The organism is Psychroflexus maritimus (genome assembly GCF_011089875.1).
GTDB classification, from domain to species: Bacteria; Bacteroidota; Bacteroidia; order Flavobacteriales; family Flavobacteriaceae; genus Psychroflexus; species Psychroflexus maritimus.
In genome coordinates this window covers 82,093-106,751 of sequence record NZ_JAANAS010000050.1, presented here as the reverse complement: position 1 = coordinate 106,751, position 24,659 = coordinate 82,093, and the positions used below count along the sequence as shown (strand labels likewise).

Below are 24,659 nucleotides of genomic sequence, written 5' to 3'. Positions count from 1 at the left end.
CTGGTGTTTTAAAATTAATGTTCCCCATAATTTCCGCGTTCTGAATGATCATAAGAAACCACAATTTCTGCCTCTTTTGGGCAGTAGATTCCAGTACCTGCTTGTTTCCAAAAATCAACTCCCAAATGAATATTCCTGGTTTCATCTACTGAAAACAATGCATTACCATCATAGAGATTAGGTTTTTCAAGATAACCACCATACAGTATTTGATGGCGAAATTTTTCTTGCTGAAAAGTAAGATAAGTCTGTAAATCTTCAATAGCTGAAGCATTTAGTTTTAGTTTGACTAATCTTTCAGCTGAAAGATTTATGGGTTGATAATTTTCTTTTTTAAGGTATCCTTCAATGATGGGTATAAATGCCATTTTATTTCACATTTTAGGTGCTTCGACTACAAAAATAAATAAAGGTTTATCTTTTATCTTTTTGCCTTTTTCATCATATAAAACGCAATAATGGCAAAAACAATATTGGTTGACCACACTGCAAGAAAAGGATTAATGGTAGATTTCTCTGCAATAGTTACGGCAACTTTATCTATAAATACAAAACTAAAACCTAAGGCCATACCTATAGCTAAATTAACGCCCATTCCTCCTCTTCGCTTAATGGCCGAAACAGAAACAGCAATTAGCGTAAGAATAAAAGTTGATATAGGAATACTCCAGCGTCTATAAACCTCAATCAAATAACGATTAATATTTGGAGAGCCTCTTCGCTTTTCTTGAGCTATAAATTCTTTAAGTTCATTGTAATTTAGCGTTTCAGCTATATATCTTACAGGTGTTAATTCATCAAATTCAAAAGGTAAAACAGTATCTAATTTGTTTTGTTTGATTAAGCTATCTTCGCGTTTACTTACCACTCGTTTCACATAATTAGACAAGGTGTACATATTGATAGAATCTGGATTGTATTGTAAGCGTGAAGCCGAAATTTTAAATTTTAATTCTTGCCCCTCAAAATGCTCAAGGGTAAAACTAGAGGCTGTTTTACGAGCTAGACTAAAGTTTCTAGCATAGATAATTTCGTTATCATTAATTTGCCTATAGACGTCCATGGGTTTTTCTACGGCATTCGATCTTTTTAGGTATTTATATTTAAATTCATTATATCCATTACTAGCTTTTGGAACGAGAAACATAGAGAACCAAATACCTATAATGGTAACAATGGTGGCTCCAAAAAAATAGGGCCTTAAAAATCGGTAAAAAGAAACTCCTGAACTTAAAAAAGCAACAATTTCTGTATTGTTTGCCAATTTTGAAGTAAACCAAATTACTGATAAAAAAAGTAAAATAGGAAAGAGTAAATTTGCGAAATAAATAGTGAAATTGAGATAGTATTCTAATGTTTCGTTCAAAGAAGCCTCGTTAGCAATAATCTTATCTACTTTTTCAGAAAAATCAATGATAATTCCAATAGGAACAAATAAGATTACTAACATAAAAAATGTTAGTAAATAACGCTTAAGTATGTACCAGTCTAGTATTTTCACTTACAAACGATTTGCCATTTGTTTAACCATTCTCTCTTTCCAAGCTTTAAAAGTACCCGCTAAAATTTGTTTACGGGCTTCCCTTACTAACCACAAATAAAAGCCTAAATTGTGAATCGTGGCAATTTGTTTTCCTAAAAGTTCGTTTACCGTAAACAAATGCCTTAAATAAGCTTTTGTATAGGTAGTATCTACCCAAGTAATTCCCATTTCATCAATCGGACTAAAATCTTCTTTCCATTTTAGGTTTTTGATGTTAATACTTCCGTGAGCGGTAAAAAGCATTCCGTTCCTAGCGTTTCTTGTGGGCATGACACAATCAAACATATCAACACCTAATGCTATGTTTTCTAGGAGGTTTATTGGTGTACCAACCCCCATTAAATAACGTGGTTTATCACTTGGAAGGATATGGGTAACTACTTCTGTCATGGCATACATCTCATCATCTGGCTCACCAACTGAAAGTCCACCAATGGCATTTCCTTCCGCTTCTACAGAAGCAATGTATTCTGCCGATTGTTTTCTTAAATCTTTGTAAGTACTTCCTTGTACTATAGGAAAAAGAGTCTGTTTGTAATTGTAAAGTTCAGGGCTTTTTTGCAGTTGTTTTATACAACGTTCTAACCAACGATGCGTCATGTGCATAGAACGCCTTGCATACTTATAATCGCAGGGATATGGAGTACATTCATCAAAAGCCATGATGATATCAGCTCCAATTTTTCGTTGTATCTCCATCACATTTTCAGGGGTAAATAAATGATAAGAACCGTCTATATGCGATTTAAACTTGACACCTTCTTCGTTGATTTTATTATTGGCAGACAGAGAATATACCTGATAGCCTCCTGAATCGGTAAGAATATTTCTATTCCAATTCATGAATTTATGTAAGCCACCTGCTTTTACAAGCACGTCTGTTTGAGGCCTAAGGTAAAGGTGGTATGTATTTCCTAGAATAATATCCGCGTTAATATCATTTTCCAACTCTCTTTGATGAACTCCTTTTACCGTAGCAATAGTACCCACCGGCATAAAAATAGGCGTCTGAATTTCTCCGTGATCGGTGGTTATTGTTCCTGCTCGTGCACTAGATAACAGGTCTTTGGCTTTAATATCAAACTTCATTAGGTAGGTTTTGCTATGGGCTTGCTAAGCTACTTCCAAAGAAATAATAATTAGCAAAGCGAATTCGTATTTTAAGTTGATGGCAAAGATAGATAATTTCAAGGTTTTTTGAATCTTAAAGCGAATGAATCAGTTTTAAAAATAGAGAAGCAAAGCAAATAGTTTACACATCAACTAATTAGTTTACTTTATGGGCTACAAAACAACTAAGTTGTTCTTTTTTTATGGGAAAAATCTAACTTATAAAATTAGGCATGAAGAATAAGCATTGGAATAGGTTTAACACTTCCATTTACTGAGTAATTGAGTTGCTTAAAAACCGTATTACAAACCCCTAAATTTTTGGCTGCCAAAAAAATAAAATCAGCTTCTTTTGTAAGTTTAGCAAAATTAATTTCATCAATTTGAATAAATTTTGGTTTTACCATTTTTAAGTTTTCAGTGAGCACCTGACTAGATTCTTGTTGAAAAGCACCTGAAGCAGCAGTATTTAATTCATGTATAGTAATATTCATTTCTGCCCAATTAGGCAAGGATTGAATCTTTGAAATGCACTTTGAGTGAAGTTTGTCTTTGTAATCGACAGGGAAATTAACTCTACTTGGAGGATTTTTTTTGGTGTTTTCTGGGACAATTAAAACTGGACATTTTACTTTTGTTGCAATTTCGTAAGTGTTTTTTCCAATGGATTTATCTGAAGTAGCAGAGGTTCCTTTGGCTCCCATAACCACTAAATCTATCTCTAATAAATCAATATTAGTTCTAACTACATCAAGCAGATTACCTTTTCTTTCTAGTCTTGATAAAGTATTTCCTTTGGGAAGAAAATTAGTTAATTGTTGATAAGCATTGTCAAATTTATCTGAAATAAGTAAATCTGAAGCTATTTTATTAGTGTTTTCTGTTTGCTGAGAGGTTTCTGCATGGACCAAAAAATAGCTAGCTTGCTGGGGTTGCAACAAGTTAAAAGCATACTTATGAGCCTCACACGCATAGTTTGAAAAATCAGTTAATAATAAAACCTTCATTACTTACTTTCTTGATTAATGCAAATTTATAGACAAGCCTAGGCTCAAAAAATGATATAAATCATACTGCTTATTATTTCACTTAAGCTAATGAAGGCTTATGATTTTTGAAACTAAGCTAGTTTTTGATGAATAGAGCAGCTGCTTTTAAATAACTTCATAAGTATTTTTTTAAAAAAAATTACCATTATTAAATAATAGGGAAAAATTTGGCTAAAGCTAATAATAGCCATCTTTTCATGAACGGTATAAATCCCGTTCCTATTGATTCCAAAAATTTATGTGTTTGATTTAAAATTTGAAAAAAAAAGAACGGGACAACTCCCGTTCTTATTGATTGTTAAAAAACTATATTTTTGATTTTACAAACACTTTTAAAAAACACTTATACTTTACTCCTCACTTTCCTCTTCATACTTCTCCTTATATTTTTTATAAAGTTGTGTATGATGCGACTCTAAACTGATTTTCCTTCCGTCTATAAAGGCTAAACTTAGCCGGTTGCCTTGCATGTCTAAAGCATCTCCAGCACTAACAAATAAAGTAGCTAATTTGCCTTCTTCTAATGAACCGTATTGGTGATCAATTCCTAAAATCTTAGCTGGATTTAAGGTGATAAGTTGCAAAGCTTCTTCTTTGCTTAATCCCTCGGCCACAACCTGACCGGCATAAAAAGGAAAGTTTCTTGAATTCATTCGTTCCATTTGGCCTGAATTTTCTAGAGCGACTAAAACGCCTGCTTCATGAAGCAACTTCGGAAGTTTGTAACTTAAATCGTAATCGTCGTCATCAGCTTCTGGAGTGGAATGTACACGATTAGCTAAAACCGCTACATTTGCTGCTTTTAATTCTTTGGTAACTTGATGGGCGTACCTCCCTCCTACAATCACAAAGTTCGATAAATTAAATCGACGCTTAAATTCTAAAGCATCTAAAATATCCTTAGGTGAATCGGCACTAACAAAAACTGCTTTGTCACCTGTAAACACCTCGCCCATAGCTTGGTAAGCTAAATTCAGCTTTGGTTCATCGGCTTGTTGATAGGCTTTTGCTTGGGCAAAAAATTCTTCTAATTCTTGCACTTGCTCTTTGTATTTTTCATTTTGCTTATACCCAACTTTTGGATCGTACCAAGCTCCTTTTTTTACAAATCGGTCTGGCCAATTAATGTGAATAGCATCATCTTCTTTCACCAATGCATCTTCCCAATTCCAAGCATCCAACTGAACCACAGAAGAAGTCCCTGTAATCCTTCCGCCTCTTGGAGTAATTTGTGCCATCAACACTCCCGATGGACGCATAGATTCAACAATTCTACTTTCCGCATCGTAAGCGATAATACTTCTAATATGTGGTAAAAAACTACCAATTTCATTCACATCATCGGTAGCTCTCACGGCATCTACTTCTACCAAACCAAGAGTAGAGTTAGGTGCGATAATTCCGGGATAGACATGCTGACCACGAATATCATACACCTGTCCTGAGGTACTTGTTTCTTGCTCTTCGTTGGCTGAAGTAATCTTAGTAATTATTCCATTCTCTACTTGAATAAGTGAATTTTCAATGACTTCTCCATTGCCCACATGCGCAGTCCCTCCTAATAGAATAAACGAAGTAGGTCCAGCCGTTGCAGGTTTCTGCTGAGCGAAACTGAAACTAACTAAAAGAATTAAAATTGTTGTATATAAATTTTTCATCTGTTTATATTTATTGTTTTTTATTGGTCAGATGCGACACGTATAATCATTCTCCTGTGTGTAGAAAATTTGTACATACGTGTTTCATCATTTTCAAATTTTAGTGTTGGTGTGAATGAGCTTCAGAAAAGTTTTCAAACAGAAAATCGTCTAAGGTATCACAATGCATGTGGCGTTCTTTCTTCTTCACCACAGGTTGGGTTTTCATGCCTTTGTTTTTAGCTTTCATCATTTCAGCAATAAGTAAATTTCGTTCTTTTTGAATTTCATTTCGCTGTTTCTCATCTTTTTCAACTGAAAAATAAATCACTCCCTCAACCATGGTCATTTGCGCCTTGGCATATATGCTTAAAGGATGGTGATTCCAAAGCACTAAATCGGCATGTTTTCCTTCTTCAATGCTTCCCACTTGGTCATCAATATGCAACAATTTTGCAGGATTAATCGTCACAAGCTTCCAAGCTTCTTCTGCGCTAATTCCACCATATTTAAAACTTTTGGCCGCTTCTTGATTTAAACGTCTAATCATTTCACCATCGTCTGAGTTAATCGCCACGGTTAAACCTTGATTCAACATTAAAGTGGCGTTGTAAGGAATGGCGTCTTTTACTTCGTTTTTATACGCCCACCAATCGCTAAACGTAGAAGCGCCAGCCCCGTGCTTCTTCATTTTATCAGCTACTTTGTACCCCTCTAAAATATGGGTAAAAGTGTTTACTTTGAAATCGAATTGTTCGGCTACTTTCATCAACATATTAATTTCAGATTGCACGTACGAATGACAAGAAATAAATCGCTCTTCATTAATAATTTCAAGCAAAACTTCCATTTCTTCATCGTATCTATACTTGCCTGAAGCTTTTTGTTTTTCGTATTCCTTAGCACGCGAAAAATAATCTAAATAAACTTGCTCCACTCCCATTCTGGTCTGTGGAAAACGCTCCCTTCCTCCCCAATTAGATTGCTTTACATTTTCACCTAAGGCAAATTTGATAAACTTAGGACTATCTTCAATAATCATATTTCTAGGCGAAGCTCCCCATTTCATTTTAATAATGGCCGAGCGCCCCCCTATAGGATTGGCCGAACCATGCAATAATTGCGTGGTGGTTACTCCTCCCGCCAACGAACGATACACGCTAATGTCATCTGGATTAATCACGTCTTCCATAGTCGTTTCTGCCGAAGAATTTGAGCCTCCTTCATTTACCGAACTCGCCGCAATATGCGAATGTTCATCGATAATTCCAGCGGTTAAAAATTGACCTGAAGCATCAATTACTTCAGCTTTTTTCGCCTTTAAATTCTCACCTATTTTGTAGATTTTTCCATTTTTCACCCAAACATCATGATTTTCTAAAGTCCCCGCATCACTACTAGTGATTAGGGTAGCATTGGTAATCAGGTATTCGCCAGATTTTTGGTTTGGACTTGGCATTCCGTAAGCCATATTGGGATAAGTAATTGGCGAAAGATATTCTTCCTCGGTGTTTTCTTTGTCTTCTGAATCTTTTTCCTCTTGGGAATCTTCTGAATCGTCATCTTTGTCTTCGGCTGAAACTCTTTTGGCTGAAAAAGGATGTATTTCGCCTTCATGCGTAAACACCTTTCCTGAAAATTCGTTTTCAGCAGAAGTTACTAAGGCCGCAAAACGATTCATTTGCGTGGAAGATGAATCCGTTTCCGTGAGCATAAAACTAAGCCAGTTGCTCTTAAAATCGATTTTTGTTCCAAGTTTTAGACTATCTTTTGTAGCTTTCAGTTGAAGCTTATCTTTTTTTGAAGAAATTTCAATTTCAATCTTTTCCTTATCAAAAGCAAGTTCATAGTTGCCTTCTAGTTCAGAAAAAGGCGCTTCATTAATGATATTTCTATGTCCTTGAATCCAGTTTTCGTAGATTTTAGTTTCTTTATCAAATAATTCACCCGAAGTGATAATCAAATTAGCTAAGGCTCCTTCTTTTAGCACACCAATTTGATTTTCCATACCTAAAATTTTGGCAGGATTTTCGGTTAAAGCTTGCAAAGCAACTTCCTTAGACAGTCCTTTTTCAATGGCTGTTCTTAGGTTTTTCATCAACTTAGAAGCATCCTTTAAACCTTGCATAGTAAATGAAATTTCCAATCCAGCTTCGGCTAAATACTTCGGATTTCTCGGTTTATGTTGCCAATCCTTCATTTCGGCTAAACTTACGTAATTTGCCATATAGGGATCTTCCACATCATAGGCATCAGGGAAATTCAGCGGTAAAATAATCTGATTAAAAGCTTTTTTAATTTCGGAAATTCGCTTGTATTCATCGCCTCCACCAATAGGGATAAAATCGAATTCAAAAAGTTCAGCTACATCTGCCGAACGCATAACATTTAAGTAGTTGCCCGCATAAATTATTTGCGGAAGACTCAAATTTTCCAGGTGAGCTTCAATAGCTAAATCGGTTTCTGAAGCATTTCCATCAGCATACCACTGTGTATCATAATTAAACTGACGCATCAAAGCCATCATGCCCATAATAGAGCTAGGATAGGACTGTTTACTTTGCTTACTCCTTGAAAACCCGTAATACTGAGCGGTTTTTGGAGCGATAATCGTCTTGTTTTTATTATCTAATTCTTGAAGCGCTACCAACATTCCGGTACCTCTAACTACGCCATCTTGCAAGTGGGTATTAACAACGCCATAGCCTAATTTTCGTAATTTTTTAGCTTCGGCTTCATTAAATTCAAAATGGTTTTTCGCCTCTTGCTCAGGGCGAATATGATCATTCCAATAGTAACCTTTACGGTTAGCTTCATACTGTTTTCCTGTGGTAGCCGATTTCACGCTTTCCATAGCAAAATCGGAATACACTTCAACAAAAGAAGGATAAATGTACTGCCCATTAAGGTCAATTTCAACGGCTCCTTTAGGGGCTTGTAGGTTTTTTCCAATTTCTAGGATTTTTCCCTCGTGAATAAGTAAACTACCACCTTCAATAAAAGTAGAAGCATCTGCCTGAATATTGGCATTAGTAAGTAAAATAGGAGTTTTTGCGGTGGCTTTTATACCGTGATTTTCTGGAAAATAATCTTGACTAATTCCTATGAAAGTCAACAGCAAAAAACATACAAACAGGGTGTTTTTGAGCATAGTCTAAGCGATTTTAAAAACTTTGGACTAAAATAAAGGAAAAAGGTTTAATTTGGAAAAACTTGGAAAGTTTGTTTTCATTGGTCTGTTATCGGTTATTTTGTTCCTGTTTTAAAAGTTTGAAAATTTGGGGGGTTTATAAACCTGAGTTCGATTGTTAGCTTTTTAACAAAGAAATGTTTTACTAATGGGCTATTTCCTTTTTTTTCAACTTGCATTTAGTCTTTTGAATTCAGAATTCATTATTTAAAAAACCACCTTGTAAACATAAAAAAAAGGTAGATTTTTTTAAAATAAATTGGCTACTACTCTTTAATCTCATCTGCTGTTACTCGCTCTAATACCCAAGTAGAAGGCAACTCAGGGATGTGATTAGCATACATGGCTTCTCTTTTTTGCACAATATCTGGTCTTATAACATCGCTAGGGGGGGGTGTAAAATGAGGTGTTAGGGTATTATCATTGAATTCACATTTCACATTTACTATACTCGAAAAATTCATTGCAGCATAAGTGCCACTTAAGCCTTTACTTCTTAATGCAATATTAAAATCTGGGGTAATATTTTTAGAATCTGGTTTATTTACATTATAAATTTCTAAAGGCTTAAATATTTGCTTATCCATAAAAAAGTCCTTATTGTTTAAACGGTTATAAAGTTCTTCTCTATTATGGTTTAGTTTTGTAAAACCAATTAATCTATTTTCAATTTTCCCCTTCCTAACTTCAATTTGTTTATACAGCAGAATTAAATAAAATTCTACTTCCTCATCTTGGTATTTCCAAGTACCTTCTAAATCTTCCCAATTTTGAGTTGAATTCTGTGCATAGCTTAATGAAGTAAAAATTATCACTAAAGCTAGTATTATTTTTTCATGATAGAATATATTTAATTTGTTTATGTGAAAATACAATAAAAACGCACCGCATAAAATTTACCTGTTAAAAATACAGCAATTTTATTAACTCGAAATTAGATATAAATATACCTTATTTTATTTATATTTCCTACATTTGGTTTGTCAATTAATAAACCAAAAAAACTAACATGAAAAAACATATACATGCTTTATTCTTATTTTTACCTTTGATAATTAGCGCTCAGAACCTAGTTTTGCCTAATGATTCTTCAAGTTGTGAACGATATCCTGAAATTAGAAGATGCTCTGACCAAAGTTCATTAAAATCAGCTAAAAAGTGTTTTTCCGAAGAAATTCAGAAGAAATTAAACAAAAAAATAAACTATAATTTTGTAGGAAAAGTTGTTAATCAGACCTTAAGAGACACTCTAAGCACAACACAATGGGAACAATTAAAAGGTAATGAAATTACAATTAAAAACAAGATAAGAGTTGTTTTAGGAGCAAACAAGAAATGGAGTGTAAAGGAAATTGATACTGAATACCCTAAACTTGTCCCTTATTTTGAAAAATTGCTTATAAAATTGCCTAAAATAAAAAAAACAGCAATTTGTTCTGGAACACCAGTAGATGTTGGATTTAATCTACCCTTATACATTCAAGTCCCCATTTATTAATAACCTGAGTTGAATTATAACCACAAAGTCAAAATCTATAAGGATATTCAGTTACAGGGCATTTTTTTGAAGGATAGTCTTAGTTAGCTATCGTGATAAAATTAACGTATTTAATAGATGTTCTTACTGAATAAAATAGATTAATCAGTTTTAAACAGGAATTGCTTACCCCAATTACCTACTTAAAAGGAGTGAGGCCTACCAAAGCTCAGGTATAGAGGATTCTAGTCTATTAGCAAACGTAAATTGATTTTCCGATAAATAGGAAGCTAAAGCATTTATAAAACAATCCATGATAATAAATTTACAAAAAACCACCTTGCGTAGATGAAAGGTGGTGTACTCAATTATAAATAAACCTTAAGGTATTTCATAATAGTGTATTTTACTAACCTTATTGTCAGGTGTTAAGCTTATAGAAATAGGACAACAAAATGATCCGTTCCTGATAATAAAAATAAACTTGTCGTTCTCGATATCACTATTAATGTGATAATCAATATTAAGGTTTTCTATATCGTCTCCTATTTCTAAAGTAACCTCATTTATGGATATTGAATTAGCTTTTAAGTCTAAAACCTCATAGGTATCGCTATTATTTGTTATTCCAAAATAAACTTTTAGGCCAAAGTAATAAACAAAATCTTTTCTAGGTTCACCTATATCTTCACCGTACTGATTAATAGAGAGTTGGTAACCATCAGCTATCTGCATACCATTTTGTGCCACAGTACTTTCTTCTTCCTCATTTTCAAACAATTCTTCCATAACATCTACATTAGCATTAGCATCCTTAATATCAGTAAATAATACTCCATGAAACTTTATTTCATCAAAAAGGCTTGTACTAAGGTTTGTAAACTCAATCTCATTTTGATTTTGTGCATCAGTAATTATAGAAAGAAAGGAAAATATGACTATAATATTTATTCGTATCATTTTTTTGTTATTCACAATCATTATTATTTATTTTTTCATTTTCAGTTATAGTAAGGCTACCTATCCAATCTTCTGGATTAATAATAGTTCCGATACTATTTTTAATTTTTATATGCGTATGTGATACCGTAGTACCTCTTTTTATTGCATTTTTTAGGTTACCAGAATCTCCTTGATAGCCAATAATATCTCCAGCAAAAAGAAATGAAAGTAACAACATTAATTGAATTTTCTTAATTTTCATACATAAATGTGTATTTAGTTATTTTTAAATTTTTAATAGTTCTAAAAAATCAATTTAAAAAATTAAGTAAAACCAAATACCGCATAAAAAAACTTATGCTTGTAGCTTTGTAGCTTTGTAAATCATTTTAATGAAGTTCAAACTAAATTAACAAAAAAAAATTAACAACAAAATTATTTTTAAAAAAATGATGTGTGCCTTCTAATTTTGAGGTTATTTATTAAATTTACCATTTCACAGATTACCAAAGAATAATTCATGAATCAACAGGAATTGCTTACCCCAATTACCTACTTGAAAGGAGTTGGTCCTACCAAAGCTGATTTACTCGAAAAAGAGTTAGGTATTCACACCTTCCATGATTTGTTGAATCATTTTCCCTTCCGCTATATCGACAAAACCAAATACTATAAGATTAACGAACTGAAACAGGTGAATTCTGAAGTTCAAATTCTTGGACAGATTACAAGCCTAAGAATGATTCCACAGAAACGAGGTAAACGCTTAGAGGCTGTTTTTGAAGACGCTACTGGAAACATGAAGTTGGTTTGGTTTAGAGGACACAAATGGATTAGAGAGAACATTAAAGTGAATACGCCTTACATTATTTTTGGTAAAATTACATGGATGGGAAGTACCCCGAGCATGCCACATCCTGAAATGGAACTTTTAGAAACGCATAAAAAAGAACTTAAAGTGAGCATGCAACCGGTGTATTCGCTTACAGAAAAATTGACCAAAAAGGGAGTGAGTAATCGGGTATTAAATAAAATGATTCTTGAATTATTTAAGTTAGCTAAAAACGGCTTCACAGAAACACTTTCGCAAGAGGTAATTGAACAAAACAAACTTGTTTCAAGAAGCAAAGCCCTTTTAAATGTGCATTTTCCTCAGTCGGCCGACTTACTTCATAAAGCTAGGCACCGACTTAAATTTGAAGAATTTTTCTTTATTCAATTGCAATTAATTCGAAAAAATTTAATTAAAAAAACAAAGATTAAAGGTTATCCGTTTAAAGAGTTAGGTCATCATTTTCATCAGTTTTATAACGAAGTTCTTCCTTTTGAATTAACCAATGCACAAAAGCGAGTGGTGAAGGAAATCAGGAAAGACTTGGCTAGTAACGCACAGATGAATCGTTTGCTACAAGGTGATGTTGGCTCTGGAAAAACCATTGTAGGTTTAATGAGTATGCTCATGGCTATTGATAATGGTTTTCAAGCTTGCATGATGGCACCTACCGAAATTTTAGCTACCCAACATTATGAAGGTATTGCTGAAATGTGCGAAAAATTAGGAATTCAAGTGAAGCTTTTAACGGGCTCAACAAAAACTAAAGAACGAAGAATTATTCACGAAGCCCTAGAAAATGGCAATTTGCATATTCTTATTGGAACTCACGCATTAATTGAACCTAAGGTGAATTTTAAAAATTTAGGCTTAGCCATTATTGATGAACAACATCGTTTTGGTGTGGCACAACGTGCTAAACTTTGGAAAAAAAACAAGTTACCGCCTCATATTTTAGTGATGACCGCCACACCTATTCCTAGAACTTTGGCAATGAGTGTGTATGGTGATTTAGATATTTCTGTGATTGACGAACTCCCACCGGGCAGAAAGCCGATTAAAACGGTACATCGTTACGATAGCCATAGATTACGCGTTTTTAAATTTATTCGTGATGAAATAAATAAGGGAAGACAAATTTACATGGTTTATCCGTTAATTGAAGAATCGGCTAACTTTGATTACAAAGACTTGATGGATGGTTATGAAAGTGTAGTACGTGAATTTCCAAAGCCAAAATATCAAGTTTCTATTGTTCACGGTAATATGAAAGCGCAAGATAAAGCCTACGAAATGCAACGTTTTGTCAATGGCGAAACACAAATTATGGTGGCCACTACTGTAATTGAAGTAGGGGTTAATGTACCCAATGCTAGTGTGATGATTATTGAAAGTGCAGAAAAATTTGGTTTGTCGCAATTGCACCAGCTAAGGGGGCGTGTAGGGCGAGGTGCTGAACAAAGTTATTGCATTTTACTTACCGGCCACAAATTAAGTAGCGATGGCAAGGTAAGATTAGAAACCATGACACAAACCAACGACGGGTTTAAAATTGCAGAAGTAGATTTGAAGCTGAGAGGCCCAGGTGATTTAATGGGAACCCAACAAAGTGGTGTTTTAAATTTAAAAATAGCCGATTTAATTCAAGATGGAAGTATTTTGAAGTTAGCAAGAAGCATTGCCTATCAAGTATTGAAATTGGATCCAGATTTGACTAACAAGGCTAACTTTCCTATTCGAATTACTTACGAGCAAGTAGTAAAAGACAAACAAATTTGGAATTACATTAGTTAATAGCAGTTTAATCCCAACTTAACCATCAACTGACGCTATTTAGCTCATTCATTTTTTAAAAAAAAATCTCAAGCTGAAAAATATCAACTTGAGATTTAATTCGATGTTATTTTTAGAATTCTACAGAGCAAAATTTACTCCCACACCCAAAACTTGTCTCACCTGAAATCCTTTCACAGCATTGTCGTCATAAATAGCTTGAAAAGTAAAATTAGTTGAAATCAAGTCATTTACTTTCAAAACTAAATTGAGGGTGTAATCAATGTCTATATTTCCAAAGTCTTCAAGGTAATTGGCATAAAGATTAAGAAAGTTTTCCGCAGTAATTCCTTTCATGATGTTGAACTTACCATAAGCATTAATTGCCGCACCAAACTCATACCTTGCGCTTTTTCCTTCATCTAAACCAAAGAAATCACCATCTACATAGCCTGGACTAGTAGTAAAATCTGAACTTGCCAAAATCACACGTCCGGTGGCTGGTGATAAATTCACTCGTAAATCATCGCTATCTCGCCATTGCGCACCCAAACCAAATTGTAAAAAAGCTGGCGACATAAATTCTGTTTCTAAAGTTCTAGTTTCATTCCCTTCTTCATCTTGGTCGAAAACGTAACCCGGTGCAAATTGAGTTCTAAAATTCATCATAGCAGAATAGCTCCATTTAGATTCTCCCATTTGGTAACCTAAAACTGAGTTTACTTCCAAACGGTCGTTGGTCTTCCTATTAAAATCTTGATCTTTGGTGCGTGTAAGCCCATAATCACCTAGAAATTTATTATCCCAAGTAATTTTATCTTTCTTATAATTTAGGTCGTAACTTACCAAAACATTAGCAGAAAAGTTAGAAACTCCACCGCCTAACCAATCATCATTAAAAGTAGATTGATTGATTAGGAAAGAAAAATCACCTCCCATTGTCCATGGCCCAGTTTCTTCATCATTTGTCTCCTCTTCATCTTGCGCTATAACCATGCTTGATAGAAAAAGCATTGATAAGAGTAATAGTATTTTTTTCATAGTTTGCTTTTTTAAAATTAAGTGGCAAATTTATGAAAATTATTTTTTCTTTTTGTAGATAGGAACCGACGAACAAGCTTCGCCAAACATAACCGATTTCGAAACTTTTTCAAGTTGCTGAAAAAGCAATAAATAAGCTGATTCTGGTATGGGTTTATTTGAACAACCTTTAATAATAACGGGGGCATTTTCGTAAGGCTTGGTGTCAAGTTGCTGAAGTAATTCAGTAAAAATAACAAGCTCTAAATTTGCTAATGAACCTTGAACTACTTTTTTGGCAATACCTGAGAGGTGAGCAGTAACTAATAAATAAGTATAAGCTGGTAAAACAGCATCGGTAGAACAATGAATAGCCACATATTTATCGGTATAGTGATTCCAATTAAAAGATTTTAATTGCACTCTAAACTCTTTTTCTCTAAGTATAAAGCCATTTTCAAGCCATTGACTAATATCAATTGCTACACGCTCTCCTTCTGGATAAATTTCTTCTAAATCGAAGGTTTTAAGTTTACTATTAGCTACTCTATTTACAATCTCTGCCATAACAATTACAACATTCCAAGTTCTAACTTAGCTTCTTCACTCATATTGTCTTTGGTCCAAGCGGGGTCAAATGTCATTTCAACTTCAACATCTTTAACACTGTCTAAAGACTTGACTTTTTCCTGCACTTCTTGAGGAAGTGATTCGGCCACAGGGCAATTAGGCGAAGTTAATGTCATGATTATTTTAACCTCATTATCTTCATTAACAAATACGTCATAGATTAGCCCAAGCTCATATATATCTACGGGTATTTCTGGGTCATAAATAGTTTTCAAAACACGTACTATTTTATCTCCTAATTCTTCAGTATTAATTATTTCAGCCATGTTAACTTAATTTTGCTTGATATGCTAAAGCATAGTTTTTTAATTGTTTAATCATACTCACCAATCCATTTGCTCGGGTTGGAGATAAGTGGTCTTTTAATCCAATTTCATCAATAAATTTGACATCCGCTTGTAAAATATCTTTCGGAGTTTGGTCTGAAAAAACACGTATTAATAGAGCTATAATTCCCTTTGTAATTATGGCATCACTATCGGCAGAAAATTTAATCTTTTCACCTTCTAAATCGGCATACAACCAAACCCTGCTTTGGCAACCTTTAATAATATTTTCATCTTTTTTGTGTTGTTCGTCTATTGTTGGCAGGCTTTTTCCGAGTTCAATCATGTACTCGTAACGCTGCATCCAATCTTCAAACATAGAAAATTCGTCTATGATTTCTTCCTGACGTTCTTTGATCTGACTCATTTAGTTATTTTTTTTGGAGTTCAATAAGCTTATTTCCTTCCTCATCAAATAAGTTTAATTTAGTTTCTTCTTCAGCATATTCAAACTTTATAAAATCACCGACTGCTTTTATGAATTCATTTTCAAGTTTCATCTTATTATCGCAGTACATCTTAGTTGCAATTACAAAACCTTTATCAAGAACTCCATTTTCATTAATTTCATAAGATACTCCGTAGGTATTGCACGAAGACTGACCACTAATCCTTTTTTCGTTAGCATCAATAATGAAGGTTAACTCATGACCTGTAATTTGTTTATCATTAAGTTGATTTACTATAAATTCTCCTTCTTTTAAATCTTTATCATACATAGAACCAGGTTTTGTTGATTTGCATTGAAAAGAGATTAAAGCAAGTGCAAGAACTAATAAAAATAAAGTTTTATTTTTCATAATTGTTGTATTAAGTTAACATTGAGATGGCTTTTTTAAGCGCATCAATAAATATATTAATTTCTTTTTTAGTATTATAAAATGAAAAAGAAGCCCTAGCTGTTCCAGGAATTTTATAATATTCCATAATTGGTTGAGCACAATGATGTCCTGTTCTTAACGCAATACCCATTTGATCTAAGATAGTTCCTAAATCGTAAGCATGTAATCCTTCTACATTAAAAGATAGAACTGCGGTTTTACTTTCTGGTTCAGGGCCATAAATAACAATGCCATCAATTTCTTGAATTAGATGAGTGGCATAGATCAATAATTCGTTTTCATAAGCTTCAATTGATTTAAAGCCAATTTCATGCATATAATCTAATGCAGCACCAAAAGCAATTCCACCAGCAATATTTGGGGTTCCTGCTTCAAATTTGTGAGGCAATCCAGCGTAAGTAGTTTTTTCAAAACTTACTTCAGCTATCATTTCACCTCCTCCTTGATAAGGTGGCATTTGTTCTAATAATTCTTCTTTAGCATATAGCATTCCTACACCGGTGGGCCCGCACATTTTATGGGCAGAAACCGTATAAAAATCCACATCTAAGGCTTGTACATCAGCCTGAATATGTGGCGCGGCTTGAGCTCCATCTACTAAAACACGTGCATTAACTTGATGAGCGGCATTAATGATTTCCTGAATTGGATTTATAGTTCCCAAGGCGTTTGATACATGATTAACAAAAACCATTTTTGTTTTAGTACTTAAACTCTGGTGGAAGTATTCCATATCCAGTTGTCCATTTTCAAGCATTGGAATCACTTTTAAGTGAGCACCATTTTTTTCGCACATCATTTGCCAAGGAACTATATTAGAATGATGCTCTAATGCAGAAACAAGAACCTCATCACCCTTAGTTAGCATGCTACCATAGGCATGCGCAACCAAATTAATGGCGTGGGTGGTTCCGGAGGTAAGAATAATTTCGTGTGCTTGCTTGGCATTAAAATGCTTCTGAATTTTAATCCTCGCTTGTTCATAGGCATCTGTAGCCTCTTGCGACAGCGAATGAACCCCCCTATGAATATTTGCATTATAATTCTCATAATAATCAATTATGCAATCAATTACCTGTTTAGGAGTTTGAGAAGTTGCTGCGTTATCAAAATAAACAAGATTTTGCCCGTTTACTTTGCGTTGTAAAATAGGAAAATCTTGTCTTATTTTATCTATATTAAATTTGGCCTCAGCCATAATGTATTTGTTTTTTTTACAACTCGAAGCCTAATTCAACTCCAAGTTTATTTGCAATTTGCTTAGTAATTCTTTGCTTTACAGCAGGCAATTTTACTCCATCCAAAACATTATTTGCAAAAGCGAACATAAGTAAAGCCTTAGCTTCTCTTTCTGGTATTCCTCTTGTTTTTAGATAATAAAGAGCTTCATCGTTTAACTCGCCAATAGTACAGCCGTGGCTGCATTTAACATCATCTGCAAAAATTTCTAATTGAGGTTTTGAGTTAATGCTAGATTTATCATCAAGTAGGATGTTATTGTTACTTTGAAAAGCATCTGTTTTTTGAGCAATTTTATCAACCAAAACTTTTCCATTAAACACTCCAACCGATTGATCGGAGAAAATTCCTTTATAATCTTGATGACTCTCACAATTAGGTTGCTGATGATGAACCAGCGTATTGTGGTCCACGTGTTGTTTGTTTTCTAAAATAGTGACCCCATTTAAAACAGAATTGATATGCTCACCTTTTTGGTAAAAATTCAAGTTGTTTCTTGTAAGTTTACCACCTAGAGAAAAGGTGTGCACAGAACAAATACTATCGTTATGTTGCTCTGTATAAGTATTGTCTATTAAAGAAGCATTTTCTTTATCATTTTGGATTTTATAATAATCTATCTGAGCTCGCTTTTCAACATACATTTCTGTTACTGAATTAGTAAAAACAGGGTTTTCTGTAAGCGATTGATGACGTTCTATTATTTGCAAGTGAGAGTTTTCTTCAGCTATTATAAGGTTTCTAGGTTGAAGCATCATAGCGGCCTCATTTCCAGTTGAAAAGTGAAGAATTTCTACAGGTTTTTCTGCTATAACCGACTTAGGAACTCTAATAAAAGCGCCTTCTTTTGAAAATGCTGTATTTAAAGAAACTAAACTATCTTCAGGAGCAATTTTATTAAAATATTTTTTTATTAGCGGTTCATATTTAGGATTATTTAATGCCGAAGACATTAAGCAGGCGTCAAATTTATCGTGTGTGGTGGAAGATAAATGAGAAGCGTAAACACCATCAACAAAAACAATCTGATAAGTGTCTATTTCATGTAAGCAATACTTCCTAACATCTTTATAATCGATAGCTACCTCTCGTTTAGGAAAGATGCTATAATCGTGTTTCAATACTTTATTAAGAGAAGTATATTTCCAAGCTTCGTCTTTTTTAGTTGGAAAACCATTTAACTCAAAAAATTCAATTGCTTTGTTGCGTAACACATGAACATCATTTTCTAAATCAACTTGCTCTTCAAATGCAAAAAATGATGATATTAATTTTTCTTTTAAGTCCATAGAAACTTTGTTTTAAGCTTGTTGAGCTAGTTCTTCTTTAATCCAATCGTATCCTTTTTCTTCAAGAACTTTAGCTAAATCTTTATCGCCTGTTTTCACAATTCGTCCATCAATTAATACATGAACTACATCTGGAACGATATAATCTAGTAGGCGTTGGTAGTGGGTAATAACTAAGGTAGCATTTTCGTCTGATTTAAGTTTATTTACTCCGTTAGAAACTACTCTAAGCGCGTCGATATCAAGTCCTGAATCCGTTTCGTCTAGAACAGCTAATTTAGGCTCAAGCATAGCCATTTGAAAGATTTCGTTTCTTTTTTTCTCTCCACCGGAAAAGCCTTCGTTCAGTGATCTTGATAAAAATTTTCTATCCATCTCTAAAAGTGCGGCTTTTTCTCTAATTTTCTTCAGCATTTCATTAGCTGGCATATCTTCTTGACCTCTAGCTTTTCTAATTTGGTTAATTGAAGTTTTGATAAAATTAGTTACAGAAACCCCTGGGATTTCAACAGGGTATTGGAATGATAAAAATATACCTTTGTGAGCTCTTTCATCAGCAGATAATTCTGAGATATTTGCTTTCTCAAAAATAATATCTCCTTCAGTTACTTCGTAATCTTCATTTCCTGCTATAACTGAAGCAAGCGTACTTTTACCAGAACCATTTGGCCCCATAATTGCGTGTACCTCGCCAGGTTTTATTTCAAGATTAATTCCTCTTAATATCGCTTCGCCTTCAACTGAGGCGTGTAAATTCTTAACTTGTAACATAGCTTTATTTATTTGCAGATTCTATAATAATATTTTCGTTTGGCTGAGGTTCTTCAACTTTAATTGTTTTAATAACTTCAACTAATTGATCCCAGCCTTCATCTGGATTTTCAATAATTTTTCCCTGAATTAAAACAGGAATCATATCATATTCATTTTCTTTAACCTCATCAACAGCTTCTTTCAATTCTAGGCCTTCTTCATCTAAAACAATGCCGTATATTACATTTCTTGTTTTTAAAACTGCAGCCCCATTTGAGTAGATAAATTCGCCTTTAAGCGTACGTGTGTTGTTTTTGATTTTTTCTACTTGCTCCACATTTACATCTGGCTTCTTTTTAGTTTCTGATTTTTTGTCCTTTTTACAACTAATTAAAGTTAGTAGGAGTAATAAACTTAAAAAATTGACTTTCATTTGTTGAATAGGTATTAAATTATAGGTTTAACCCACGGAGCCTTCTAATGAAATTTCTAACAATTTCTGGGCTTCAACAGCAAATTCCATCGGTAATTTATTTAATACTTCTTTGCTAAATCCATTAACAATTAAGGCAATAGCTTTTTCTTCATCTATTCCTCTTTGGTTGCAATAAAAGATTTGATCTTCACCAATTTTGCTTGTTGTTGCTTCGTGCTCAATATGGGCTGTTTTATTTTTAGCCTCTATATAAGGAAACGTGTGCGCACCGCATTTATTTCCCATTAAAAGCGAATCACATTGCGAAAAATTTCTAGCATTTTTAGCTCGACTATTAATCTGAACTAAACCTCGATAAGAGTTTTGCGATTTTCCAGCTGAAATTCCTTTTGAAATAATTGTACTTTTGGTATTCTTTCCTAAATGAACCATTTTGGTTCCTGTGTCAGCTTGCTGGAAGTTATTAGTTAAAGCAATAGAATAAAATTCGCCTACAGAATTATCGCCTTTCAAAATACAAGAAGGGTATTTCCAAGTTACGGCAGAGCCAGTTTCTACTTGTGTCCAACTAATTTTAGCATTTTTTTCACAAAGCCCTCTTTTGGTAACAAAATTAAAAACACCTCCTTTTCCATCTTTAGAGCCAGGAAACCAATTTTGTACTGTAGAATATTTAATTTCTGCATTATCTAAGGCCACAAGTTCTACCACTGCAGCATGCAATTGATTTTCGTCACGCATCGGTGCGGTACATCCCTCCAAATAACTTACATAGCTAGCATCTTCTGCAACCACAAGTGTTCTTTCAAACTGACCAGTACCAGCTTGATTAATCCTGAAGTAAGTTGATAATTCCATAGGGCATCTTACTCCTTTAGGAATATAACAAAACGATCCATCACTAAAGACTGCTGAATTTAAAGCCGCAAAAAAATTGTCTTTTGGCGGAACAACAGAACCTATATATTTTTTAACTAATTCAGGGTGTTCCTTAATAGCTTCGGAAATAGAGCAAAAGATAATGCCCTTTTCGGCCAAGGTTTTTTTAAAGGTAGTAGCAACTGAGACAGAGTCCATAACCACATCAACAGCAACTCCAGCTAATTTTTTTTGTTCATCTAAAGAAATTCCTAGTTTACTGAAGGTGTCTAAAAGCTCAGGATCGACCTCATCCAAACTTTCGTATTTCGGCTTTTTATTGGGAGCAGAGTAATAGGAAATGTTTTGATAGTTGGGTTTTTCATAATGAACATTTGCCCAATTTGGCTCTTTCATTTTTTCCCAGGCTCTAAAAGCTTCTAGACGCCAGTTGGTCATCCATTCAGGTTCGTCCTTTTTCTTTGAAATTGCTCGTACCACGTTTTCGTCAAGACCAACAGGAAACGTATCTGAATCGATGTCTGTATAAAAACCGTACTCGTATTCTTTATTTTTAAGATCTTTTTCTAATTCTTGTTCTGTATAAGCCATAGCAATATTTTTAATTTGTTAAAGTGAAAAACTTTCACCACATCCACAAGTTCTTTGTGCATTTGGGTTATTGAACACAAAACCTTTTCCATTGAGTCCACCAGAGTATTCTAAGATTGTACCCACAAGATACAAGAAACTACTCTTATTAACAACAATTTTCACACCGTTATCTTCAAATACTTTATCATTATCTTGATTAGATTTGTCAAAATTTAGTTCATAAGATAAGCCGGAGCAACCTCCACTTTTAACTCCTACCCTAACATAGTCTTTTGCTGGATCAAAACCCTCTTCTGTCATCAATGATGAAATTTTTATTTTAGCTTGTTCACTAACTTGAATCATGTCATTTTGATTTAGTCTAAATTAATTACAAATATACAATAGACTCTTTGACTGGCAAATTCACTTAACATATAAATATAATATTTGCTAATAGTTTTAAGTTATAGCTCAACTAAAAAAAGCCTCCTGAGTTGGAGACTTTTTTATAAGTGCTAAAAAACTAGTTGAAAACTAAAACTGAATTAAATTATTTATACTTATTAAATAATTCAATGATTTTATCTACAGCTTCTGATCCAAACTCGCTTTCTAAATTCATTCTCATTTCTTGATTAATTTGTTCTTCATAATTTGTATAATCTTCACTTCCCTCTTCAAGCTGATCTAGTTTTTGTACTTGTAGTCTATAATTATAAACGTATCTAAAAATAAACATTTCTTGCTCATCATCAAAGTTAAGCTCACTACTTATTTTCATTGCTTTCTTTTTAGCTTCTATCTGAAGCTCTTCTTGGTTGCTGTTTTGAGCCTGCATATTACTAACCCCTAAAACAAAAGCAAGACCAACGAATAATAATGTAAATATTCTCATCATTTAAATTTTTTATTAGTTATAATGGCTAAATATAGAGATTTAATTTTAATTAAGAAAAAAATGCAAAAAAAAAGCTGGAAATAAATTCCAGCTTTTTTTTAGTATAACAATAGTAGTAACTATTTAATTTTAAAAGTAACTTTTCTTACCACTTTTCTTGCGCTAGTAGAATTTTTATCAACCGAATTATCAACACCACTTCCTTTAAAGTCAAGGCGAGTTTCGCTAATTCCAGAAGAAACTAATATATCGTAAACTCGCTTAGCTCTTTGTTCTGATAAACTTTGGTTATATCCATCATCACCAAGTTCGTCTGCGTAACCTACTAATTCAGCATTCACATCGGTATTAACGAGCATATAATTTCTTATAAAATGAACTGCATCATAAGAAGAAACTGATGGCTGAACGCTATCAAAATCAAAGTACACATTAATATAGCCTTCATTTATTAAACGTTTGATTAATCTTTCATCACTGCCAGAAGATTTTTGATATTCTTCATTATTTGAGCCATCAACCCTTACAAACATGTTGCTTAAAGGCGCTTCCATTTCGTCTGGAACGCCATTGTTATTTTCATCTATAGACCTTCCTTTAGCATCAACCATTACACCTGACGGAGTGTTTGGCTCGGTATCTAAATAATTAGGAATTCCATCTTTATCGTCATCTTTAAGATCTTCCTCAAGAGTAGTTAAACGGTTCTGTAAACCATCAATTTCTTCTTGTAATTCTTTTTTGTCTGATGCATCAACCCAATCTGCAGAGGGGTTATCACTGTTTCCTAGGTAAAATGAAGCACCAATTGTAGCTGTGTACATAAAACTATCAAACCCACGATCAGTTGCACCTGTAGATCCATCCCAAGTTAAGTCATCTGATTCAAAGGCAAAAGCCGTTACATTTAAATTTAAAGCAATTGAATTTGACAATTTAAGTTGCGGGGTTAAACCACCACTGATCCCTATTTTTTGATCGGTGTCACTATTAAATTCAGTATCTAACCTACCATATTGCACACCAGCATGAGTAAGTAAATTAAAGCGATTGGTCCAATCTCTAAAACCTAATACAGCTCCAAGGTTAGCTACGCCAGAAACGCCTAATCGTAAGAAACTAGAATCAAAATCAAAACTACCTGAACTCGGCTGAATTTCACTGTAACCAACTTCAGCTCTTAAGCCAAATTTGTCGTTAAACATATACCTAGCTCCTAATTCAAAAGTTAAATCAGTTATTTGATTTTGATCAAAACCTGAAGCATAAGGCTCAGTTGCTTTGTTAACACCTGCACCAAAATCGATAGACCAACGGTTAAAATCTTCCTGAGCTATCAATGAAGATGAAGCTATAAGCATCATTAAAAAAATAGTAATACCTCTTTTCATAGTTGATAATTTTAATTAATATAAGGTGCAAATATAAAATTACTATTGGTTTTAACAAAATTATTTCAACATTTTTGTGTGAAATAATCATAAAATCAACTAAACTACTATGTGTTTGAAGACCAAAGGTTTTAGAATGACTGTAAGCCAGCTATACTTGATTACTCAAAGACTAAAATCACCTAACCCACAGCACCAAAAATAATGAGGCCATAGATTGCAAAGCGAAGTAAACGCAATAAGCCAAAAAGCAAAAAACTACCAAATGGAAATTTAATGATTCCAGCAGCAATGCTTGAAATTGAAAAGGGTAAGGGAAGCATAGCGCCAGCTATAATTAACAAGCCTCCCCATTTACGCATGTTTTTTATATGCTTAGCCATTTTTATTTCCAAAAAAACAAATACAGAAGGGATGCTAGCTACTCCTCTACCCACGAAATAAGAAATCACACCGCCTAAGTAGGATAGTAAAGCTAAAATACTTAAAAACAACCAAGGGTAGCTTGATTTTCCTGACCAAGCGATAAAAATTTCAGGAGGGATTAAACCTAAAATTGATTCGGAAGCAAAGAAAACTCCAAATACTCCAATTGGAGGAAAGTTTTCAGTAATATAAATAAGAATGTCATTAATATCAATAACAAAAAAATGAACCCCTAATATAATAGCTACAAACAAGACTATTGGCACGGTGGCCTTCATTAGGCTTCTTCCTATAAAACTATAAAAACCGGTGTAGGAATAATACTGATGAAGAAGCTTCCAACGAGGTTTCTTTTGATGATTTCTATTTTTTTTAGCCATTTAATTATTGTCGATTACAAA

General features: G+C 33.6%; 25 protein-coding genes. 2 read left to right on the top strand and 23 right to left on the bottom strand.

Going from position 1 to position 24,659, the window contains the following annotated elements; genetic code table 11:
* Nucleotides 1-14 precede the first annotated feature (14 nt).
* The 7 genes from G7034_RS07380 to G7034_RS07350 form a co-directional block, all read right to left on the bottom strand.
* Entirely contained in the window at nt 15-368 is a 354-nt protein-coding gene (locus G7034_RS07380; protein ID WP_166400319.1) for a hypothetical protein, read from the bottom strand.
* Between the two features lie 53 nt (nt 369-421).
* Nucleotides 422-1,501 carry an LptF/LptG family permease gene (locus G7034_RS07375; RefSeq protein WP_166400318.1) on the bottom strand — a complete coding sequence of 360 codons (1,080 nt, stop codon included), beginning with the start codon at nt 1,499-1,501 and terminating at the stop codon, nt 422-424.
* Entirely contained in the window at nt 1,502-2,632 is a 1,131-nt protein-coding gene (gene tgt, locus G7034_RS07370; protein ID WP_166400317.1) for a tRNA guanosine(34) transglycosylase Tgt, read from the bottom strand.
* A 248-nt stretch (nt 2,633-2,880) separates the two neighbouring features.
* Entirely contained in the window at nt 2,881-3,660 is a 780-nt protein-coding gene (locus G7034_RS07365) for a universal stress protein (protein WP_166400316.1), read from the bottom strand.
* Nucleotides 3,661-4,052: 392 nt separating this feature from the next.
* The gene (locus G7034_RS07360; protein WP_166400315.1) at nt 4,053-5,360 is read right to left on the bottom strand and encodes an amidohydrolase family protein; all 1,308 of its coding nucleotides are present in this window, start codon (nt 5,358-5,360) and stop codon (nt 4,053-4,055) included.
* A 100-nt stretch (nt 5,361-5,460) separates the two neighbouring features.
* Entirely contained in the window at nt 5,461-8,490 is a 3,030-nt protein-coding gene (locus G7034_RS07355; RefSeq protein WP_166400314.1) for an amidohydrolase family protein, read from the bottom strand.
* Nucleotides 8,491-8,795: 305 nt separating this feature from the next.
* Complete coding sequence (locus G7034_RS07350; RefSeq protein WP_166400313.1) at nt 8,796-9,344, bottom strand: hypothetical protein; 549 nt, start codon at nt 9,342-9,344, stop codon at nt 8,796-8,798.
* A 194-nt stretch (nt 9,345-9,538) separates the two neighbouring features.
* Here G7034_RS07350 and G7034_RS07345 point away from each other — a divergent pair, with 194 nt between their 5' ends.
* On the top strand, nt 9,539-10,027 hold the full coding sequence (locus G7034_RS07345) for a hypothetical protein (protein WP_166400312.1): 489 nt from the start codon (nt 9,539-9,541) through the stop codon (nt 10,025-10,027).
* A gap of 360 nt (nt 10,028-10,387) precedes the next feature.
* Here the strand turns inward: G7034_RS07345 and G7034_RS07340 are convergent, their stop codons facing one another.
* Together G7034_RS07340 and G7034_RS07335 are read right to left on the bottom strand one after the other, a co-directional pair.
* Nucleotides 10,388-10,966 (bottom strand): hypothetical protein, encoded by a 579-nt coding sequence (locus G7034_RS07340; protein ID WP_166400311.1) that lies wholly within the window; start codon nt 10,964-10,966, stop codon nt 10,388-10,390.
* A gap of 7 nt (nt 10,967-10,973) precedes the next feature.
* A complete protein-coding gene (locus tag G7034_RS07335) occupies nt 10,974-11,210 on the bottom strand; it encodes a hypothetical protein (protein WP_166400310.1) in 237 nt (78 codons plus the stop codon).
* A gap of 258 nt (nt 11,211-11,468) precedes the next feature.
* On the opposite strand from G7034_RS07335, the gene recG reads away from it, so the two are divergent.
* Nucleotides 11,469-13,574 carry an ATP-dependent DNA helicase RecG gene (gene recG / locus G7034_RS07330; protein WP_166400309.1) on the top strand — a complete coding sequence of 702 codons (2,106 nt, stop codon included), beginning with the start codon at nt 11,469-11,471 and terminating at the stop codon, nt 13,572-13,574.
* A gap of 120 nt (nt 13,575-13,694) precedes the next feature.
* Here recG and G7034_RS07325 read toward each other — a convergent pair whose 3' ends face one another.
* The 14 genes from G7034_RS07325 to G7034_RS07260 form a co-directional block, all read right to left on the bottom strand.
* Nucleotides 13,695-14,594 carry a DUF3078 domain-containing protein gene (locus G7034_RS07325; RefSeq protein WP_166400308.1) on the bottom strand — a complete coding sequence of 300 codons (900 nt, stop codon included), beginning with the start codon at nt 14,592-14,594 and terminating at the stop codon, nt 13,695-13,697.
* Between the two features lie 39 nt (nt 14,595-14,633).
* A complete protein-coding gene (locus G7034_RS07320; RefSeq protein ID WP_166400307.1) occupies nt 14,634-15,140 on the bottom strand; it encodes a DUF2480 family protein in 507 nt (168 codons plus the stop codon).
* Nucleotides 15,141-15,145: 5 nt separating this feature from the next.
* Nucleotides 15,146-15,469, bottom strand: coding sequence for an SUF system Fe-S cluster assembly protein (locus tag G7034_RS07315; RefSeq protein ID WP_166400306.1), 324 nt, complete (start codon nt 15,467-15,469; stop codon nt 15,146-15,148).
* 1 nt (nt 15,470) lies between these two features.
* Nucleotides 15,471-15,896 (bottom strand): SufE family protein, encoded by a 426-nt coding sequence (locus tag G7034_RS07310; RefSeq protein ID WP_166400305.1) that lies wholly within the window; start codon nt 15,894-15,896, stop codon nt 15,471-15,473.
* A gap of 4 nt (nt 15,897-15,900) precedes the next feature.
* Complete coding sequence (locus G7034_RS07305) at nt 15,901-16,329, bottom strand: META domain-containing protein (protein ID WP_166400304.1); 429 nt, start codon at nt 16,327-16,329, stop codon at nt 15,901-15,903.
* A gap of 10 nt (nt 16,330-16,339) precedes the next feature.
* The gene (locus G7034_RS07300; RefSeq protein WP_166400303.1) at nt 16,340-17,569 is read right to left on the bottom strand and encodes an aminotransferase class V-fold PLP-dependent enzyme; all 1,230 of its coding nucleotides are present in this window, start codon (nt 17,567-17,569) and stop codon (nt 16,340-16,342) included.
* A gap of 16 nt (nt 17,570-17,585) precedes the next feature.
* Nucleotides 17,586-18,899 (bottom strand): Fe-S cluster assembly protein SufD, encoded by a 1,314-nt coding sequence (sufD, locus tag G7034_RS07295; protein ID WP_166400302.1) that lies wholly within the window; start codon nt 18,897-18,899, stop codon nt 17,586-17,588.
* Between the two features lie 12 nt (nt 18,900-18,911).
* Nucleotides 18,912-19,670: a Fe-S cluster assembly ATPase SufC gene (gene sufC, locus G7034_RS07290; protein WP_166400301.1), complete on the bottom strand. Its 759-nt coding sequence runs from the start codon at nt 19,668-19,670 to the stop codon at nt 18,912-18,914.
* 4 nt (nt 19,671-19,674) lie between these two features.
* Entirely contained in the window at nt 19,675-20,085 is a 411-nt protein-coding gene (locus G7034_RS07285) for a hypothetical protein (protein ID WP_166400300.1), read from the bottom strand.
* Nucleotides 20,086-20,112: 27 nt separating this feature from the next.
* Nucleotides 20,113-21,558, bottom strand: coding sequence for a Fe-S cluster assembly protein SufB (gene sufB / locus G7034_RS07280; RefSeq protein WP_166400299.1), 1,446 nt, complete (start codon nt 21,556-21,558; stop codon nt 20,113-20,115).
* A gap of 18 nt (nt 21,559-21,576) precedes the next feature.
* Nucleotides 21,577-21,906 carry a HesB/IscA family protein gene (locus G7034_RS07275; RefSeq protein WP_166400298.1) on the bottom strand — a complete coding sequence of 110 codons (330 nt, stop codon included), beginning with the start codon at nt 21,904-21,906 and terminating at the stop codon, nt 21,577-21,579.
* A gap of 187 nt (nt 21,907-22,093) precedes the next feature.
* Nucleotides 22,094-22,441 carry a hypothetical protein gene (locus G7034_RS07270; RefSeq protein ID WP_166400297.1) on the bottom strand — a complete coding sequence of 116 codons (348 nt, stop codon included), beginning with the start codon at nt 22,439-22,441 and terminating at the stop codon, nt 22,094-22,096.
* A 119-nt stretch (nt 22,442-22,560) separates the two neighbouring features.
* On the bottom strand, nt 22,561-23,832 hold the full coding sequence (locus tag G7034_RS07265) for an OmpA family protein (RefSeq protein ID WP_166400296.1): 1,272 nt from the start codon (nt 23,830-23,832) through the stop codon (nt 22,561-22,563).
* 182 nt (nt 23,833-24,014) lie between these two features.
* Entirely contained in the window at nt 24,015-24,638 is a 624-nt protein-coding gene (locus tag G7034_RS07260; RefSeq protein ID WP_166400295.1) for a YqaA family protein, read from the bottom strand.
* Nucleotides 24,639-24,659 lie beyond the last annotated feature (21 nt).

What these genes read in the sequence shown, in the direction of transcription:
- G7034_RS07380 (WP_166400319.1), bottom strand. Translation starts at nt 368, where the DNA reads ATGGCATTTATACCCATCATTGAAGGATACCTTAAAAAAGAAAATTAT.
- tgt (WP_166400317.1), bottom strand. Translation starts at nt 2,632, where the DNA reads ATGAAGTTTGATATTAAAGCCAAAGACCTGTTATCTAGTGCACGAGCA.
- G7034_RS07365 (WP_166400316.1), bottom strand. Translation starts at nt 3,660, where the DNA reads ATGAAGGTTTTATTATTAACTGATTTTTCAAACTATGCGTGTGAGGCT.
- G7034_RS07360 (WP_166400315.1), bottom strand. Translation starts at nt 5,360, where the DNA reads ATGAAAAATTTATATACAACAATTTTAATTCTTTTAGTTAGTTTCAGT.
- G7034_RS07355 (WP_166400314.1), bottom strand. Translation starts at nt 8,490, where the DNA reads ATGCTCAAAAACACCCTGTTTGTATGTTTTTTGCTGTTGACTTTCATA.
- G7034_RS07345 (WP_166400312.1), top strand. Translation starts at nt 9,539, where the DNA reads ATGAAAAAACATATACATGCTTTATTCTTATTTTTACCTTTGATAATT.
- G7034_RS07340 (WP_166400311.1), bottom strand. Translation starts at nt 10,966, where the DNA reads ATGATACGAATAAATATTATAGTCATATTTTCCTTTCTTTCTATAATT.
- G7034_RS07335 (WP_166400310.1), bottom strand. Translation starts at nt 11,210, where the DNA reads ATGAAAATTAAGAAAATTCAATTAATGTTGTTACTTTCATTTCTTTTT.
- recG (WP_166400309.1), top strand. Translation starts at nt 11,469, where the DNA reads ATGAATCAACAGGAATTGCTTACCCCAATTACCTACTTGAAAGGAGTT.
- G7034_RS07325 (WP_166400308.1), bottom strand. Translation starts at nt 14,594, where the DNA reads ATGAAAAAAATACTATTACTCTTATCAATGCTTTTTCTATCAAGCATG.
- G7034_RS07320 (WP_166400307.1), bottom strand. Translation starts at nt 15,140, where the DNA reads ATGGCAGAGATTGTAAATAGAGTAGCTAATAGTAAACTTAAAACCTTC.
- G7034_RS07315 (WP_166400306.1), bottom strand. Translation starts at nt 15,469, where the DNA reads ATGGCTGAAATAATTAATACTGAAGAATTAGGAGATAAAATAGTACGT.
- G7034_RS07310 (WP_166400305.1), bottom strand. Translation starts at nt 15,896, where the DNA reads ATGAGTCAGATCAAAGAACGTCAGGAAGAAATCATAGACGAATTTTCT.
- G7034_RS07305 (WP_166400304.1), bottom strand. Translation starts at nt 16,329, where the DNA reads ATGAAAAATAAAACTTTATTTTTATTAGTTCTTGCACTTGCTTTAATC.
- G7034_RS07300 (WP_166400303.1), bottom strand. Translation starts at nt 17,569, where the DNA reads ATGGCTGAGGCCAAATTTAATATAGATAAAATAAGACAAGATTTTCCT.
- sufD (WP_166400302.1), bottom strand. Translation starts at nt 18,899, where the DNA reads ATGGACTTAAAAGAAAAATTAATATCATCATTTTTTGCATTTGAAGAG.
- sufC (WP_166400301.1), bottom strand. Translation starts at nt 19,670, where the DNA reads ATGTTACAAGTTAAGAATTTACACGCCTCAGTTGAAGGCGAAGCGATA.
- G7034_RS07285 (WP_166400300.1), bottom strand. Translation starts at nt 20,085, where the DNA reads ATGAAAGTCAATTTTTTAAGTTTATTACTCCTACTAACTTTAATTAGT.
- sufB (WP_166400299.1), bottom strand. Translation starts at nt 21,558, where the DNA reads ATGGCTTATACAGAACAAGAATTAGAAAAAGATCTTAAAAATAAAGAA.
- G7034_RS07275 (WP_166400298.1), bottom strand. Translation starts at nt 21,906, where the DNA reads ATGATTCAAGTTAGTGAACAAGCTAAAATAAAAATTTCATCATTGATG.
- G7034_RS07270 (WP_166400297.1), bottom strand. Translation starts at nt 22,441, where the DNA reads ATGATGAGAATATTTACATTATTATTCGTTGGTCTTGCTTTTGTTTTA.
- G7034_RS07265 (WP_166400296.1), bottom strand. Translation starts at nt 23,832, where the DNA reads ATGAAAAGAGGTATTACTATTTTTTTAATGATGCTTATAGCTTCATCT.
- G7034_RS07260 (WP_166400295.1), bottom strand. Translation starts at nt 24,638, where the DNA reads ATGGCTAAAAAAAATAGAAATCATCAAAAGAAACCTCGTTGGAAGCTT.